Raw genomic sequence first — 15,342 nt, 5'->3', positions numbered from 1 at the left:
GGTCAGAACCAGTCCGGCCGCATGTCGAGCGTCGTCCGGTCCCGGCTCTCCAGCAGGTCGAACTGCGGCCCCGTGCGGGGCAGCTCGACGGTGAAGAAGTAGCGGGCGGCCTGCCGCTTGCCGGCGTGGAACGCGTCGCCGGCCCCCTCCGGCGGCAGCGCCAGCACCTGCTCCAACCACATCCACGCGATCACCACGTGCCCGACGGCCTCCAGGTAGGCGCTGGCGTTGGCCAGCGCCAGCACCGGATCACCGTCGGCCCACAGTCGACCGGTGACAGCGGTGACCCGGTCCACCGCCGCCGCCAGCCGGCCCGCCAGCGCGGCGGCCTCGCCCCCGGCCTGCCGGGCCCGCTCGACCGTGTCGCCGATCGTCGCGGTCAGCAGGACGAGACCAGCGCCGCCCTGCATGGTCATCTTGCGCCCCAACAGATCCAGCGCCTGGATGCCGTGGGTGCCCTCGTGGATCGGGTTGAGCCGGTTGTCCCGGTAGTGCTGCTCCACGTCGTGGTCACGGGTGTAGCCAGCGCCGCCGAGCACCTGGATCGCCAGGTCGTTGGCGGCCAGGCACCACTGCGACGGCCAACTCTTGGTGATCGGGGTGAGCACGTCCAGCAGCAGGTGGGCACGCTCGCGGTCGGCCTCGGAAGGTGCGGTCTTCTGCTCGTCGAGCAGCCGCGCGCAGTAGAGCACCAGTGCCAGCGCCCCCTCCACGTAGCTCTTCTGGGCCAGCAGCATCCGTCGTACGTCGGGGTGGTCGATGATCGGCACCTGTGCGGTGGCCGGGTCCTTCGCGCCGACCGGCCGGCCCTGTGGCCTCTCCTTCGCGTACGCCAGGCTCTTGAGGTAGCCGGTGTAACCCAACGCGGTCGCGCCGGCCCCGACCCCGATCCGGGCCTCGTTCATCATGTGGAACATCTGCGCGAGACCCTGATGGGGCGCGCCCACCAGATGCCCGACCGCTCCGGGGCGACCGGCCGGGGTGTGCGCGCCGTCGCCGAAGCTGAGCAAAGTGTTGGTGGTGCCCCGGAACCCCATCTTGTGGTTGAGCCCCGCCAACACCACGTCGTTACGGTCGCCGAGCGACCCGTCCGGGCCGACCAGCACCTTGGGCACGATGAACAGCGAGATGCCCTTGACCCCGGGCGGCGCGCCCGGAATGCGGGCCAGCACCAGGTGGACGATGTTCTCCGCCAACTCGTGATCACCACCGGAGATCCACATCTTGGTGCCGAAGAGCCGGTACGTGCCGTCCGCCTGCGGCTCGGCGCGGGTGGTGATGTCGGCCAGTGAGCTGCCGGCGTGCGGCTCGGACAGGCACATGGTGCCGAAGAACCGACCGTCCAACATGGGTCGCACGTACGTGTCCACCTGCTCGGGACTGCCGTGCGCCAGCAGCAGGTTGGCGTTGCCCAGGGTGAGGAACGGGTACGCGGAGGTGGCCACGTTGGCGGCCTGGAACCAGGTGAAGCAGGCCGCGGCGACCGCGTGCGGCAGTTGCAGGCCACCGACGGTGGCGTCCAGCCCGGCGGTGAGCAGGCCCGTCTCGGCGAAGCTGTCCAACGCTGCCCGGACCTGCGGGATCAGCCGCACCCGCTGCCCGTCGAAGGTGGGCTCGGCGAGGTCGGCGGCCCGGTTGTGCGGGGCGAACTGCTCGGTGGCCACCCGCTCGGCGAGGTCCAGGGCGTCGTCGAAGGTCTCCCGGGAGTGCTCGGCGTAGCGGGGGCGCTCGACGAGGTCGGCCACCCGCAGCCACTCGTGCAGCAGGAAGTCGAGGTCACGGCGGGAGAGCAGGGTGGACGGCACGGCACTCCTCGGCGGGCACGGGGGGGCGGGCGGGGCGACGGCCCAGTGTCGCCCCGCCCATCCTGGCCGATCGGCAGGGCCCGCACCACCGGCCCGGCCCGGGTTCGACGGGCGGGACTTGTCACACCCACCGGTTAGCGTCGTTGCCCGTGACCGCACCTGGAGACGTCCCACCCGAGGTCCTCGACCGGCTGCGGCCGATCTGCCTCGGGCTGCCGGAGACCTACGAAGAGCCCGCCTGGGTGGGCATCCGCTGGCGCATCCGCAAGCGGACCTTCGCCCACGTGCTCACCGTCGACCCCGACCGTCAGCCGGTCCACGCCCGGGCCGCCGCCCTCGACCGGCCCGCCTGCCTGCTGACCTTCCGGTCACCCCTCGACGAGATCGCCGGGCTCCTCGGCGTGGGCCACCCGTTCTACAAACCGGACTGGGCTGCGAACGTGCTGGGCATGATCGTGGACAGGGACACCGACTGGGAGGAGGTGGGTGAGTTGCTCACCGAGAGCTACTGCGTGATGGCCCCGAAGCGGCTCGCGGGCCGGGTCGGCCCGCCAGCACCGCCGACCGGCTGAGCGCCGGGCGCTGCCTGCGGGCGGCTGACCGTCGGCGGTGGTGCCCCGCAACCGGCGTGCCGTGCGATCAGCGGTGCCCTGCGACCGGCGGTTTCGGCCGGCAGGCGCCGGGGATACCGCGCCGAACGGCCGGAGCCGTCGGCACCGGCGTGAGCCGAGGACGCCGGCGGGCGGGTGAGGAGCGGGTCGATGTCGTCGCTGCCCACCGAGGAGGCTCCCCGGTTGACGTCGGTGCTGCACGAGAGCCGGGTGTGCACCGGTGTGACAACAGTGCGCGGGCGGGTGTTTCTCAGCTACCCGTCAGCGGACCGGCCCGGCGTGCAGGTGGTCGAGGCGCTGCCGGACGGCCGGCGTGAGCCGTACCCCGACGCCGCGTGGAATCGCGCCGACCAGCCGCCGGACGGGGCGTTCGTGCACGTCAACGGCTTGCGCGTCGGCCCGGACGGCCGGTTGTGGATCGTCGACTCGGGCACGCCCCAGCTCGGCTCCGCGCAGGTGCCGGGCGGCGCTCGGCTGATCGTGGTGAACCTCGACGGCGACCAGGTGGATCGGGTCTACCACCTCGACGAGGCGGTCCACCCGGACAGTTACGTCGACGATGTCCGGTTCAACGGCCCGGTGGCGTACCTCAGCGACGCCGGGGCCGCCGGCATCATCGTGCTGGACCTCGACTCGGGTCGGTCCCGGCGGGTGCTGGACGGGCACCCGAGCACGGTGGGCGGGCCGTTAATCGCCGACGGTCGCGTGCTGCGTGACCCGGACGGTGCCGAGGTACGCCTGCACGTCGACCAGCTGGAGGTGTCGCCGGACGGTCGCTGGCTCTACTACCAGCCGGCCTCCGGCGGGATGTCCCGGATCGCCACCCGCTGGTTGGACGACCCGTCGGTGTCCGCCGACGAGCTGGCCCGGCGGGTCGAACGGTGGTGCGAGACACCCAGCACCGGTGGCACTGCCATCGACGCCACCGGCACCATCTACCTCAGCGACGTGGAACGACGACGTGTCCTCGCCCTCGCACCCGACCGCAGCGTCCGGACGCTGGTCGCCGATCCCCGGCTGGCGTGGGTGGACGCGATGTGGATCGACGCCGAGGCCCGGCTCTGGATGCCGGCGGCCCAGCTGCACCTGACCGCCGGGCTCGACGGCGGGCGGTCGGCCGTCGACTACCCGGTGCACATCTACCGGATGCCCGTCGAGGCCGGGCCGCCCCCGCGCGACCACGTCTGACTGTTCGGCGGCCCCCGGTGGCCAGCTGCGGTGGGTGCCGCCGGCGGCGGGTTCCGCCGCAGGTGTCCGCCGACCGAGGCCGGCAGAAGTCGTGAGCCGCCGACCTGTCGCAGGTCGCCGTTAGGCTCCGCGCCATGGCTGATTTCGTGTTGGTGGCGGGGGCGTGGTTGGGGTCGTGGGCGTGGGACGAGGTGGTCCCGCCGCTGCGGGCGGCCGGCCACGGCACCCACCCGCTGACCCTCTCCGGTCTCGCCGAGCGGCGGGAGGTGCCCGCCGGGCAGCAGACCCACGTGCGGGACATCGTCGACGAGATCGAGCGCCGCGACCTGCGCGACGTGGTGTTGGTCGGGCACAGTTACTCGGGCATCCCGGTGGGTCAGGCCGCCGAGCGGATCGGTGACCGGTTGACCCGGGTGGTCTTCGTCGACTCCGAGGTGCCTGTCGACGGCGGGTCGTTCGCCTCCGGTTGGTGGCAGGGCCAGGCGGCCTTCGAGGCGCAGCTCGCCGACAACGGCGGGCACTGGGCTCCGCTCGGCGCTGCCGATCTCGACGGTCAGGGTCTCACCGACGGGCAGATCGCGCGCCTGGTGGAGGGGTCCACTCCACACCCGGGCGGCACGCTGACCGAGCCGGCCGTGTTGAGCCGACCACTGGGTGAGCTGCCGGCGACGTACGTGAAGTGCCTGCTCGACGGGCCTGAGCCCAACGACACGGTGGCCTCGCTGCTGACCAGCGACCACTGGCGACTAGTCACGATGGACACCGGCCACTGGCCGATGTTCTCCCAGCCCGCCGAGCTGGCCCGGGTGCTGCTGGCGGAGGTCGCCTGACCCGGTGGTGACGGGTGGCGCGATCCGCGCACAGGCATCGCCCGTTCGGGGCGCGGGCCCGGTGAGCGGCGGCGCGACCGGGCGGCGCCCCTGTGGTCAGGCCGCCGGTTCGTCGAGGGTTCTGATCTGGCGCACCGGTGACGCGAGCAACCACAGCACGGCGAGCACGCCACCCAGTCCGGCGATGACCAGGGTGGGCCGTAGCCCGATGGTGGTGCCCAACGCGCCACCGACCAGCGCGCCGAGCGGTCGGATGCCGTAGTTGACGGCGCTGTAGGCGCCGGCCCGGCGTCCTCGCGCGTCGTCGGGTGTCACGGCGGTGAGGAGGGCGTTGAGGTTCACGTCCATCAGCATCACGCCGACGCTGGAGACCAGCTCGATGGCCGCCAGCATGGCCACCTTCCCCCAGGTGGGTCCGGACACCAGAGCGGTCAGTGCCAGCGGTGCGGGAAAGAGCACCGCGCCGATCATGGCGGTGCGGCCCAGGCCGATCGCGCGCGAGATCCGTGGGGCGAGCGCCGCGCCCGCGAAGCCGCCAAGCGCGCCGAACCCGAAGGCGATGCCGATCGCGCCGGCCGACAGGCCGAGGTCACGGCTGGCGTAGAGCACCAGCAACGCGCTGGCGATGAAGGTGAAGAAGTTGACGGTGCTGGTGCAGCCGAGGGCGGCCCGCAGCACCGGGTGCCGCAGCACCAGCACCAGCCCTTCGCGGACCAGGCCGAACGTCGACGTCCGACGGGGCGGGGGCGGTGGCTCGGTCACCGGGATGCGGCTGAGCAGCATCGCGGAGCCGAGGAAGGACACCGCGTCGACGACGATCGCGACCGGGCCGCTGAGCGCCTGGACCAGCCCACCGCCGACTGCCGGGCCGGCGATGAAGGACAGCGACCGGCTCATGCTGAGCTTGCTGGTCGCGTCGACGTACGCCGAGCGCGGCACCAGGGCGACGAAGAACGCCTGACGCGCCATGGCGAAGAGCACCGCCCCGACGCCGGTGAGCAGTGCCACCAGGTAGAGATGGGTGAGGGTGATCGCGTCGAACAGGTAGGCCACCGGCAGGCTGAGCAGCACCGCGGCGCGGATCAGGTCCGCGATGATCAGGAGTCGGCGTTTGTGGGTGCGCTGGTCCACCCAGGCACCCAGGATCAGGCCCAGCAGGTTGGGTAGCCAGATCAACGCGGTGAGGACGCTGACCTGCACGGGTGTCGCGGTGAGCAGGGTGACGGCGATCAGCGGTAGGGCCAGTTCGCTGATCCGGTCGCCGAACTGGGAGATCGTCTCGCTGATCCAGAAGGTGCGGAACCGCCGGTCGCGGTGCAGGGGCGGCGCGGTGGCGGTGGCGGTGGCGGTCATGACGCGGCCGGGTCGTCGCCGGGTTCGGGCAGCAGGTAGCGCAGCATCCGCACGGTTCGCGCGTCGGCCGGCGACGTGTCGTCGTCCTTGCGCCGCACGTACGGGGCGAGCAGCTCCTCGATGGCGGCCTCCAACTGCTGAAGCTCCTCGGGGCTGGCCACGAACCGGGTGTCGGCCACGCCGGCCACGCCGCGCCACTGCGCGTCCAGCCGGGGCTCGTCGTGCAGCAGCCACTGTTGTGGCGCCTCGGCGGCCCTGGCGAACATCTCGCCGCGGAGTTGCCGGCCGGCGGCCTGCCCCTCGGCGTCGTCGGGCAGCTCGAAGCGGAAGCCCCGGGCCGCGGCCTGCCACCAGCGCTCACGCTTGCTGGCGGTCCCCTCCGCGTCGACGACCAGGCCGAACGTGGCGAGGTGTCGCAGGTGCCAGCTGACCACCGACGGGGTGGCCCCGACGTGCGGCGAGAGCCCGGTGGCGGTGGCCGGGCCGTGCCGCTGGAGGCGGTCGAGGATGGCCAACCGGACCGGATGGGCCAGCGCCCGGAGCGCCTGCGGTTCGGTGATCTCGAAATCCCCGTACGGATTCTTGAGAGACATGTTTCGAGATTAGCCTCTCAGATCAGATCGGGGAACCCCCGCCGCTGCGGCGCCCCGCCGATCAGGCGATGCCCAACCGCGCCAACGGCTCGACCAGCTCCCGCTCCTCGTAGCTGAGGTGCGACAGGAGAGCGTCGGTCAGCAGGTCCACCGCCGCCCGCAGCTCGGCGAGGCCGTCCGGGGACCCGACGTACGCGACCAGCGCCCGGTCGACGCCCTCCAGCACGTCGTGGATGACGTGGTGCTCCTGCTCCAACCGGTCGACCACCGGGCCGAGTCGAGGGTCGCGCGCCCGCAACCGGGGGAAGAACGACTGGTCCTCGATGGTGTGGTGGGTGGTGACGATGCGGCAGTACGACTCGCAGTAGACGCCGAGCGTCCACCTGTTCTGCCGCATGGTCATGGTGTTGATGTGGGAGCGGGCCGCGCCGGCGTCGATCTCGCCGGCCGCCACCTGGTCGATCAGGTCGTGAATCTGGGCCAGCTCGGCACGCAGACCGTCGTGGATCTGCACGAGGTGCGCACCGGTGGCCTGCTCCTGCGCGGTGTAGGTGCGCTCCGGGTCGGGCGCGGGCCCGCTCGGCCGGGTCGACTCGTCCCACACCCGCTGCTCGCTTCGCCGTACACCGTCGTCGGGGGTCGGCACCACGGCGAACGCGCCGCCGGTCGCGGTGGCGCGGCTCTCCCCCACCGGCGCCGCGACGACCGGCTCCGGCTCCGGCTGTGCTGGCGTACGCCCCGGTGCCGCGCCCTGCTCCCGTTCGGCCGCGACCAGCTCGCGGACGGCGGGGGCGACCTCGCCGGCGAAGCGGCGCAGGTCGTCGGGGTCGTCGCTGGCCAGGATGAAGGTGCCGACGCCGTCCTCCACCGCCAGCTCGGCCAGCTCCTCGGCCCACTGCTCGGCGGGCCCGTCCAACGGGCCGCGTCCGACGGCCGAGAACTGTCCGGCGATGTTGAGCAGCCGGCGCACGTCCCGCGGTGACCGGCCGGCCTCCCGCGCGGCGTCATCGATGATCGCGTTGCCCTTGGCCAGGTCGCCGGGCTGGAGGTAGCCCAGCGAGGGCAGCCAGCCGTCGGCCCGACGGCCGGTGAGCTGGAGCATCCGGGGCTTGTACGCGCCCAGCCAGATCGGCGTGTGGTGGGCTGGGGCGGGTCCGCGCTTGGCGCCCACCACCCGGTAGAACTCGCCGTCGACCCGCACTCCGCCGCGTGTCTCGACGTCCCAGAGCTGACGGATGACCTCGATGGCCTCCGTCAGCGCTCGCACACCCTCGCCGGGGGTCAACCGCCGGCCGCCCATCGCCTCGATGGCGTCCCAGAACGCCCCCGCCCCGAGGCCGAGGCTGACCCGGCCACCGCTGAGCAGGTCCAGGCTGGCCACGCTGCGGGCGAGCACCGCGGGCGGGCGCAGTGGCAGGTTCGTCACGTTCGCCGCGAGGTGCACCCGGTGAGTGCGGGCCGCGACGAAACTCAGCAGGGTCCAGGTGTCGAGGAACGCCGGTTGGTACGGGTGGTCCTGGAAGGTGACCAGGTCCAGCCCGACCTGCTCGGCCAGGACGGCGACGCCGACCGTACGGTCCGGATCGCCTGCGCTGGGCGTGACGAAGGATCCGAAGACCAGGTCGTGGCCGTAGTCGCTCATCTGCGAGCCTCCCGATTCGCCCGACGCGTCGGCTGATGCGTCGCGACCTTAACCTTATGTCACACAGAACTTCTGCTGCCATCAAGGTCTGACTCACTGCGCTATTGTCGGGGGATGACGGGTGCCACTCACCGGCCGGGCCGGCCCGATCCGCTCGACGACGACCTGGGCTGGATGCTCGGGATCGTCTTCCGCGGCTACGTCCGCGCGGCCGAGCACGCGCTCACCGACTTCCCCGGCGGCCCTCGTGGCTACCAGCTGCTCACCGCGGCGATCAACGGGCCGGCCCGGAACCAGGGCGCGATCGCCGAGGAGATCGGCATCGACCGCACCGTCCTCACGTACCTGATCGATGACCTGGAGGGGCCCGGCTTCGTGGCCCGTCGCGCGGACCCGGCCGACCGACGCAACCGGCTGATCGAGGTCACCGACGCCGGCCGTGCCGCGTGGGAGCAGCGGCGAGCGGCACTGCGGCAGGTCGAGTCGCATCTGCTGGGGGCCCTCACGCCGCCCGAGTCGGCGACGCTGCGGTCCCTGTTGCAGAAGGTCGCCTGCTCGGCCCAGGCGGCGGACCCGCTGCGTGACCTCTGTGAGGTGGTGACCGAGGTGCACCCCGAGCCGGCGTCGCCCACTGCCCGCCGGACCGGTGCCGCGGCGGCGCGAAGCGGACGAGCCGCCTCCCCCCGAACCCGCCGAAGCACCGGCTCGGACAGCTGACCGACGGGCCGCCCGGCACCGCCCGACGTCCTTTGTCGAGCGGTGCCGAGTGACCCGCGGTGTCGTCAACCCGCCCGGTCAGCGCACGTGCACGAACACCGGGTTCGAGTAGAACCACAGGTCGTCCCACGGGCTCTCCAGGCCGTCGGCGAGCGGCTCGGCCTCGTCCGTGCTGGTGCCACGCACCCGCGCGTAGGTGTCCGCCTCGACGTTGCGCAGGGTGTGCCGGATGACGTAGCTGTCGCCCTGCCGACGCCAGTCGCGCGGGCCGAACCGGGCCACCACCTTGGTGGTGGGGTTGGTGTCGGCGTCCAGGCTGGCGCTCGGGCCGGTGATCTGGCCGACGATCAGGTCGACCCGGCGGACCTCGGGCCGGTCGCCGTTCGCGTTCACCCCACCCAGCGGGCGGAAGGTGATCTCGATATCGACGTCGGTACGGCTCCGACGGCTCACCGTGATCGTCTCGCCCACCTCGGCGGTCTTGCCCTGGGACGTGGCGGTGACGTCGAGGCTGCGGATCAGGTCACCGGTGGTGACCCAGATCCGGCCGTTGCGCAGGCCGTCCATGATGTCGCCGTAGTCCTGGCGGGCGTGCACGTAGGTCTTGCTGTACTCCCCCGGCCAGAAGTCGGACCCACCACGGGTCCAGTGCACGTGCGAGTCCGAGGTGGCGGTGATCCACCAGCGCCGGCCCTCGCCGAGCAGTGAGTCCCACAGCCCACCGACCCGGGCGGTCATCTGGTCGAAGCCGCCGTAGGTGGGGTGGTTGCCGTACCCGCCGCGCGCCCCGCCATTGAGCGGGCCGGCCTGGTGCCCGGGTGCGCCCTCGAAGCCGATGTAGACGTCCGGCGCGGCGTTGTTGCCGTTGCGGAACTCGCGCGGGGTGTCCTGGCCGTAGACGCCGAGGCCCGGCGCCGAACGGGACGCGTGGTGGGCGATCACCAGCGGCTTGTGCGGCATGCCCCGGGCGACCTTGAGGAACTCCACCATCTTCGCCTCGGTGTCCCGGGTCGGGTCGGTGGGGAACGCGTCGTACTTGGCGAACCGGCTCTCCAACTCGAAGAGCTGCTTCGCCTCGTCGTCGTGGCGCGGGATCATCAGCGTGTGGTGGTCCAGCGAGGGCGCGTCGAACTCCATGCCCCAGAACTGGAGCACCTCGGGGACGAGCTTGCGGGAACGCAGCAGGTCGGGATACGCCTGCTCGATGTTCACCTTTGAGTGGGTCGGTCCACCGTGGTCGGTGCACATCGCCCAGGTCAGGCCGAAGTTCTTCGCCATGATGGCGTTGGTGACGATCGGGTAGACCGCGTCCGCGCCCTTGTGGAAGACGATCGGGGACTTCGTGGTGTCGAACTCGCCGCTGTACTCGGAGTGGATGTGGTGGTCCCCCGCGCGCCACACCCGGTTCCTGGAGTTGCCCCGGTCGGCCTTGTCGTCGTTGCCCGGCCGGCGGTCCTCCTCGGCCCACGCCGCGCTGGCACCGACCAGGGGGCTGGCCGCGGCCAGCGTCGCGCCGACGCCCGCGTACTTGACCAGCTTGCGCCGGGACAGCTGCGGGTGCTCGGTCTCTTCGGAATGCCTGTCTGACACGTGTTGCCTCTCCTCGATCAAGAGAATGCTCTTTCGATCAAGGAGCCTTGAAGAGGCCGGTGAACACCCGCCGTACGCAGCCGGTGCTCACGATGAACACCCTGCTCCGACCGGTGGGGAGCCGGGCGGTGGCAGCGGGCCGGTCAGATCCGGGCGCGCGGCAACCAGCCGAGGAACCGGTGCCGGACCCGAGGCAGCGGCAGCGTGGGCAGGTCCTCGGCGGCGGCGACAAGGCAGGAGCCGAGGTAGACCGCGAGGGAGGCGCGCGCTCCACCGAACTCGGCGAGCAGTTGGCTCTGCTTGGTGGCGCAGGGCCATTCGCGGCCACAGCCGGTGCAGGTCCAGCTCGGCGGGTTGGGGAGGTGCTCCGGCAGCTTGGCGCGGCGGTACCGACCGACGACACTGTTGTCCGAACGCACGTCGCGCCGCCGCATCGCGGGACCCTCGTTGCGGTGGGCTGGCGGACGGGCGCCGGGCAGGTAGCGCCCGACGGTGCCGAAGAGCACGCCGACGCGAATCAGGGCGTCCGGTCCGACCTGCTGGGTCAGCAACGCGGTCATCAGGTAGTGCCCCAGCAGGTCGAAGGCGTCACGGTTCAGGCCCAGGTCGCGGCAGAGGTCGACGAAGTCCGGCGTGGTCAGCGGCACCCGGTCGTCGAGTGCGCGGCGCAGCACCGCGCGCAGCCCACCCCCGAGCCGCTCCAGCGCGTCCCCCTCGCGCAGGCCCAGGCTGTCCTCGTCCGCCACCCGGGCCAGCGCCTCGCCCACGGCCAGCCGAACGACGCGGTCAGGATCAGTACTGTCCAACGCTTCCCCCCTTCGTGGGCCGGTCTCCCGGCGGTGCCACGATCATCCTCCGACGAATCATGAACAAGATTTCGCTGTCGGCCGCGAGGGTGGCTAGGACAGCAGACGTAGAACCGTTCGACGGGCTAGCCGGAAAACGAAGTCGAGCTGCCGACACACCGAGGTGATTGGCGGGACGGCGAGCGAGTGATTGTCGTATGGTGACATTCCCATCCACGGATATTGCATCCCAGCGTCACGAATCGTCAGACCAGATCCGACGCCCTCAACCGGTCGCTGCCGTCCCGCTCGCGACGTTCCACCGCACCGCCGGCCACCGACGTGCCGGGTCACCGCCGCGCACCCCGGCACGTCCCGATCCTGCCGTCGACACGCGTTCCACCACCCGGCGGCACCTTCACCGGACGGAGACAGCGGATGACGTCATCGCCAGTGCAGACCCACCGGTTCGACAGCAGTGACCCGTCGGCCATCCAGGAATTCCTGTCCGCCACCTACGACCCGAAGCTGCGCATTCAGAGCCGGAACGGATACCGGCTCACCCACCAGCGCGTCGACACCGCTCCCTTCGCCCTCGCGACCACCCGACAGACCGGGCACCTCGAAATCGATGCCAGCGCCCTCGGCGGGCTGGTCATCGGTCGCGCCAACACCGCGCGCGGCAGTCGCTCCTGCGCGGGATCGACCCACCGGTTCGGCCCCGGCGAGGTCTTCCTCGTCACCAGGCCGGACGAGCCGTGCACAGTCCAGTGGCATCCCGGTGAGGTGGAGCTGTGCGTACTGGATCTGTCGGTGCTGGCGCAGGTGGCCACCACCGCGCCGGCCCGCCGGCCCGGTCGGATCGAGTTCACCGAGCTGGGTGCCGCCGGTACGGCCCTCGCCCGGCAGTGGCGCAACACCACGAGCTTCGTCCGCGACGTCGTGTTGAACAGCCCAGCCGACGGGGCGCAATCGCTGGTGATCGGCAACGCCGCCCGGATGCTGGCGGCGGCGGCGCTCGCGGTCTTCCCCAACACCGCGTTCACCGAGCCGACCGCCGCGGACCGGAACGACGCCACCACCGCCACGCTGCGCCGGGCCATCGCGTTTCTGGAGGAGCACGCCGATCGGGACATCAGCGCGGTCGACATCGCCGGTGCGGCCGGCGTCTCCCTGCGGGCGGTGCAACTCGCCTTCCGCCGTCATCTCGGCACCACCCCCATGGCCTACCTGCGTCGGATCCGGCTCGTTCGGGCACACCACGACCTGGTACGCGCCGACCCGCGCCAGGAGACGGTCTCGGCGATCGCCAGCCGGTGGGGGTTCGCCAGCCACAGCAGGTTCACCGCGCGGTACCACGCCAGCTACGGCGTGCCGCCGCGCGAGACGCTGAACACGTGAGAGTCAGCCTCGGTCGCGGTCGTTTCTGTCGCGGGCGGTCTGCAACTCGGGCACCGAGGCCTCCAGCAGGTCGGCGAGGCCACGAAGTTGCTCGGCGACCCGGGCACCGAGGGGGGTCAACGAGTATTCGACCCGCGGTGGGATCGCGGTGAGCACCTCGCGGGTGAGCATTCCGTCGCGTTCGAGGGTCTGCAGGGTCTGGGAGAGCATCCGCTCGCTGACCCCGTCGATGCGTCGCCGCAGCGCGTTGAACCGGTAGCGGCCCTCGCCGAGCGCCAACAGGGCCAGCGAGGCCCACTTCGAGGTGACGTCCTCGAAGGCGGCACGGGAGGTGCAGCCCCGCGCGAAGACATCGCTGACGAATTCCTGGGTAGGCCCCGCCGGGTCCTGGGCCGGCCTGTCGCTCACCTCACCAGCCTAACCTACGCTTACCTATGATAAGTGCTATAGATTAGTAAGTGCTTGCAGGTAAGCCACCAGCCTCGGAGGTTCGCATGCCCACCTACGCCGTCACCGGCGCCACCGGCCGACTGGGCCGCCTGGTGATCGAGCAACTGCTCGACAGCCGCGTACCCGCCGCCGAGATCGCCGCCATCGTCCGCAGCCCGGAGAAGGCCGCCGCTCTGGCCGCGCGGGGCGTCGAGATCCGCACTGCCAACTACGACGACCCGTCGACGCTGCCCGGCGCCGTGGCCGGCGTACGCCGTCTGCTGCTCATCTCCGGCGACGCTCCCGGTCAGCGCGTCGCGCAGCACACGGCGGTCATCGACGCGGCCAAGCTCGCCGGTGTGGAGCGTCTCGTCTACACCAGCATCCTGAAGGCCGACACCACAGCGAACCCGCTCGCCCCGGAGCACAAGGCCACCGAGGAGGTCCTCGCCGCGTCCGGGCTGACCTACACAGTGCTGCGCAACGGCTGGTACACCGAGAACTACACCGACCAGCTGCCGCAGTACCTGGGCTCCGGCACGATCCTCGGCGCCAGCGGCGGCAGCAAGATCTCCGCCGCGACCCGGGCCGACTACGCGGGGGCCGCCGTGGCGGCGCTGACCGGGGAGCAGGACGGCAACGCCGTCTACGAACTGGGCGGTGCCGCGTTCACGTTCGACGAACTGGCCGACGCCGTCACCGAGGTGACCGGCACCACCGTCGTGCACCAGGACATGTCCGCGGCCGAGCTGGCCTCGGCCCTGGAGAACGTCGGCCTGGACGCCGGCACCGCCGGGTTCGTCGCCGCGCTCGACCAGTCGATCGCCGACGGCGAGTTGGCGACCGACAGCGACGACCTCAGCCGGCTACTCGGCCGGCCGAGCACTCCGCTGCGCGACGCCATCCGGGCCGCGCGGGGCTGACGGGGTTCAGCAGCGAGGAGGGCGGCGGGGCCCGGTCGCCGTCGCCACCCGGGCAGCTGCTGCCCGGGTATCCTCGGCGGCATGCTCAGGCACGTCAATGACCGGGTCCGCCGACACGCCGGGTCGCCACGCCGGGATCCCGCGCTGTCCAACCTGGACCGTTGTGGGTCGGTCCGGTGAGCGGCGACGTCGTCGTCCGCGCCGCCGTCGAGCAGGACGACCCCGAGCGGGTCTTCGACGTGCTGTGGCAGCTCGCCCCCGGCGACCCGCGGCCGGACTCCTCCCGGCTGGCCAGCGCCTGGCGCGACCTGCACGCGCAGGCTGGCCGCCGCCTCCTGCTGGCCGTCGCCGGGGACACCTTCGTGGGGACCCTGGACACCCTCGTCGCCCCCAACCTCACCCACGGCGCGCGACCGTACATGGTGGTGGAGAACGTGGTGGTCGCGCCCGGATGGCGCCGTCGTGGCGTCGCCCGGGCCCTCGTGCTGGCGGCGCTCGACGACGCGACGGCGGCCGGCTGCTACAAGGTCCAACTGGTGTCGAACGCCGCGCGCACCGACGCCCACCAGTTCTACGCGTCAGTCGGTTTCACGCAGTCCGCCCTCGGCTACCGCCGGTACCTCACCACCGCTGCGTGACCCGGTCACCCCGCCTCGGTCGGCTCGGCGAGCAGCAGGCCGGTCAGCAGACCGCGCAGGGTCCGCTCGACGAGGTCCGCCCGGGGCGTCGGCCCGGAGGGCTGACCGAACGCCGCGACCAGGTGCGGGTACGCCGCCAGGTCCACCCCGGCGAAGCTGAACGCCCCGGCGGCGGACTCCTGACGGGCGAAGAGGCTGGCCACGCCGGTCATCATCGCGATGGCCTCGAACTTGGCGGCCACCGGGCAGCGCACGGGTTCCAGGACTTCGATGCAGTTGTCGAACCAGGCCAGGGTCTCCGGGCCGATGCCGGACGGCCGGTGGAACACGTCGAGCAACCACGGGTGGGCGCCGAACAGCGCCAACTGCCGGCGTCCCAACAGCACCATCGTCGCCAACCAGTCGCCCTCCACCCGCGGGTACGGGCGCAACTCCCGCACCGCCCGGTCGGTCATCAGGTCCAGCAGGTCGTCGCGGGACGACAGGTAGCGGTAGAGGGAGCCGGCGCCGGTGCCGAGCGCGGCGGCCACGGCGCGCATCGACACCGCGGCCAGCCCTTCGGCGTCGGCCAGCGCGATGGCGGCGGCGACGATGCTGTCCCGGCTGCGCGCCGGAGCGGGGCCACGGCTGCCCCGTTCGGGCCTGCTCCAGATCGGCTGCCGGTCGGGGTCGCCGTCGCCGACGCGCGGCGGTACGTCACTCACCGATCCACACTAAACGGCAACCGCCGTTCGCCAGTCGGGTCGTCGCCGCGAGGCGGCGTGGTCGACCACTGTCATTGATCTTGGCTAGGCTGGTGGGCATGCCCGCACACCATCGGCACCGCCATGACGACGG

At 72.0% G+C, this 15,342-nt stretch carries 15 protein-coding genes; 7 read left to right on the top strand and 8 right to left on the bottom strand.

Annotated features, from left to right (window positions below):
• Positions 1 to 2 precede the first annotated feature (2 nt).
• The gene (locus AB0C03_RS30950) at positions 3 to 1,805 is read right to left on the bottom strand and encodes an acyl-CoA dehydrogenase (protein WP_030336352.1); all 1,803 of its coding nucleotides are present in this window, start codon (positions 1,803 to 1,805) and stop codon (positions 3 to 5) included.
• Between the two features lie 149 nt (positions 1,806 to 1,954).
• Here AB0C03_RS30950 and AB0C03_RS30945 point away from each other — a divergent pair, with 149 nt between their 5' ends.
• The 3 genes from AB0C03_RS30945 to AB0C03_RS30935 all read left to right on the top strand — a co-directional run bounded on the left by AB0C03_RS30945 (position 1,955) and on the right by AB0C03_RS30935 (position 4,434).
• Positions 1,955 to 2,377 carry an MmcQ/YjbR family DNA-binding protein gene (locus AB0C03_RS30945; RefSeq protein WP_210857542.1) on the top strand — a complete coding sequence of 141 codons (423 nt, stop codon included), beginning with the start codon at positions 1,955 to 1,957 and terminating at the stop codon, positions 2,375 to 2,377.
• Positions 2,378 to 2,566: 189 nt separating this feature from the next.
• Positions 2,567 to 3,604: an L-dopachrome tautomerase-related protein gene (locus AB0C03_RS30940; RefSeq protein WP_357640739.1), complete on the top strand. Its 1,038-nt coding sequence runs from the start codon at positions 2,567 to 2,569 to the stop codon at positions 3,602 to 3,604.
• A gap of 134 nt (positions 3,605 to 3,738) precedes the next feature.
• Complete coding sequence (locus tag AB0C03_RS30935) at positions 3,739 to 4,434, top strand: alpha/beta fold hydrolase (protein WP_357640736.1); 696 nt, start codon at positions 3,739 to 3,741, stop codon at positions 4,432 to 4,434.
• A gap of 96 nt (positions 4,435 to 4,530) precedes the next feature.
• Here the strand turns inward: AB0C03_RS30935 and AB0C03_RS30930 are convergent, their stop codons facing one another.
• The 3 genes from AB0C03_RS30930 to AB0C03_RS30920 form a co-directional block, all read right to left on the bottom strand.
• Positions 4,531 to 5,787, bottom strand: coding sequence for an MFS transporter (locus AB0C03_RS30930; protein WP_357640733.1), 1,257 nt, complete (start codon positions 5,785 to 5,787; stop codon positions 4,531 to 4,533).
• Positions 5,784 to 6,380: an ArsR/SmtB family transcription factor gene (locus AB0C03_RS30925; protein WP_357640730.1), complete on the bottom strand. Its 597-nt coding sequence runs from the start codon at positions 6,378 to 6,380 to the stop codon at positions 5,784 to 5,786. The genes AB0C03_RS30930 and AB0C03_RS30925 overlap by 4 nt, the downstream gene beginning before the upstream one ends.
• Positions 6,381 to 6,441: 61 nt before the next feature.
• Positions 6,442 to 8,022, bottom strand: a complete 1,581-nt coding sequence (locus AB0C03_RS30920; protein WP_357640727.1) for an LLM class flavin-dependent oxidoreductase — start codon at positions 8,020 to 8,022, stop codon at positions 6,442 to 6,444.
• 114 nt (positions 8,023 to 8,136) lie between these two features.
• Here AB0C03_RS30920 and AB0C03_RS30915 point away from each other — a divergent pair, with 114 nt between their 5' ends.
• Complete coding sequence (locus AB0C03_RS30915) at positions 8,137 to 8,739, top strand: MarR family winged helix-turn-helix transcriptional regulator (protein ID WP_030336334.1); 603 nt, start codon at positions 8,137 to 8,139, stop codon at positions 8,737 to 8,739.
• Between the two features lie 78 nt (positions 8,740 to 8,817).
• On the opposite strand, the gene AB0C03_RS30910 is transcribed toward AB0C03_RS30915, so the two are convergent.
• Together AB0C03_RS30910 and AB0C03_RS30905 are read right to left on the bottom strand one after the other, a co-directional pair.
• The gene (locus tag AB0C03_RS30910; RefSeq protein WP_210857548.1) at positions 8,818 to 10,329 is read right to left on the bottom strand and encodes a CehA/McbA family metallohydrolase domain-containing protein; all 1,512 of its coding nucleotides are present in this window, start codon (positions 10,327 to 10,329) and stop codon (positions 8,818 to 8,820) included.
• 143 nt (positions 10,330 to 10,472) lie between these two features.
• Positions 10,473 to 11,135 carry a hypothetical protein gene (locus tag AB0C03_RS30905; protein ID WP_357640723.1) on the bottom strand — a complete coding sequence of 221 codons (663 nt, stop codon included), beginning with the start codon at positions 11,133 to 11,135 and terminating at the stop codon, positions 10,473 to 10,475.
• A gap of 417 nt (positions 11,136 to 11,552) precedes the next feature.
• On the opposite strand from AB0C03_RS30905, the gene AB0C03_RS30900 reads away from it, so the two are divergent.
• Positions 11,553 to 12,515 carry a helix-turn-helix transcriptional regulator gene (locus tag AB0C03_RS30900; protein WP_081884010.1) on the top strand — a complete coding sequence of 321 codons (963 nt, stop codon included), beginning with the start codon at positions 11,553 to 11,555 and terminating at the stop codon, positions 12,513 to 12,515.
• A 3-nt stretch (positions 12,516 to 12,518) separates the two neighbouring features.
• Here the strand turns inward: AB0C03_RS30900 and AB0C03_RS30895 are convergent, their stop codons facing one another.
• Positions 12,519 to 12,923, bottom strand: coding sequence for a winged helix-turn-helix transcriptional regulator (locus AB0C03_RS30895; RefSeq protein ID WP_030336326.1), 405 nt, complete (start codon positions 12,921 to 12,923; stop codon positions 12,519 to 12,521).
• A gap of 86 nt (positions 12,924 to 13,009) precedes the next feature.
• Between AB0C03_RS30895 and AB0C03_RS30890 the strand changes: the two genes are divergently transcribed.
• Positions 13,010 to 13,867, top strand: coding sequence for an SDR family oxidoreductase (locus tag AB0C03_RS30890; RefSeq protein WP_030336324.1), 858 nt, complete (start codon positions 13,010 to 13,012; stop codon positions 13,865 to 13,867).
• A gap of 176 nt (positions 13,868 to 14,043) precedes the next feature.
• The gene (locus AB0C03_RS30885) at positions 14,044 to 14,505 is read left to right on the top strand and encodes a GNAT family N-acetyltransferase (RefSeq protein WP_030336323.1); all 462 of its coding nucleotides are present in this window, start codon (positions 14,044 to 14,046) and stop codon (positions 14,503 to 14,505) included.
• A gap of 5 nt (positions 14,506 to 14,510) precedes the next feature.
• Here AB0C03_RS30885 and AB0C03_RS30880 read toward each other — a convergent pair whose 3' ends face one another.
• Positions 14,511 to 15,209 carry a TetR/AcrR family transcriptional regulator gene (locus AB0C03_RS30880; protein WP_030336321.1) on the bottom strand — a complete coding sequence of 233 codons (699 nt, stop codon included), beginning with the start codon at positions 15,207 to 15,209 and terminating at the stop codon, positions 14,511 to 14,513.
• Between the last annotated feature and the right edge of the window lie 133 nt (positions 15,210 to 15,342).

The sequence above is a fragment of the Micromonospora parva genome (assembly GCF_040649675.1).
In the GTDB taxonomy this organism is placed as follows: domain Bacteria; phylum Actinomycetota; class Actinomycetes; order Mycobacteriales; family Micromonosporaceae; genus Micromonospora; species Micromonospora parva.
Note: the sequence above shows the minus strand (reverse complement) of the source record. Positions and strands in the feature narration are given on the sequence as shown.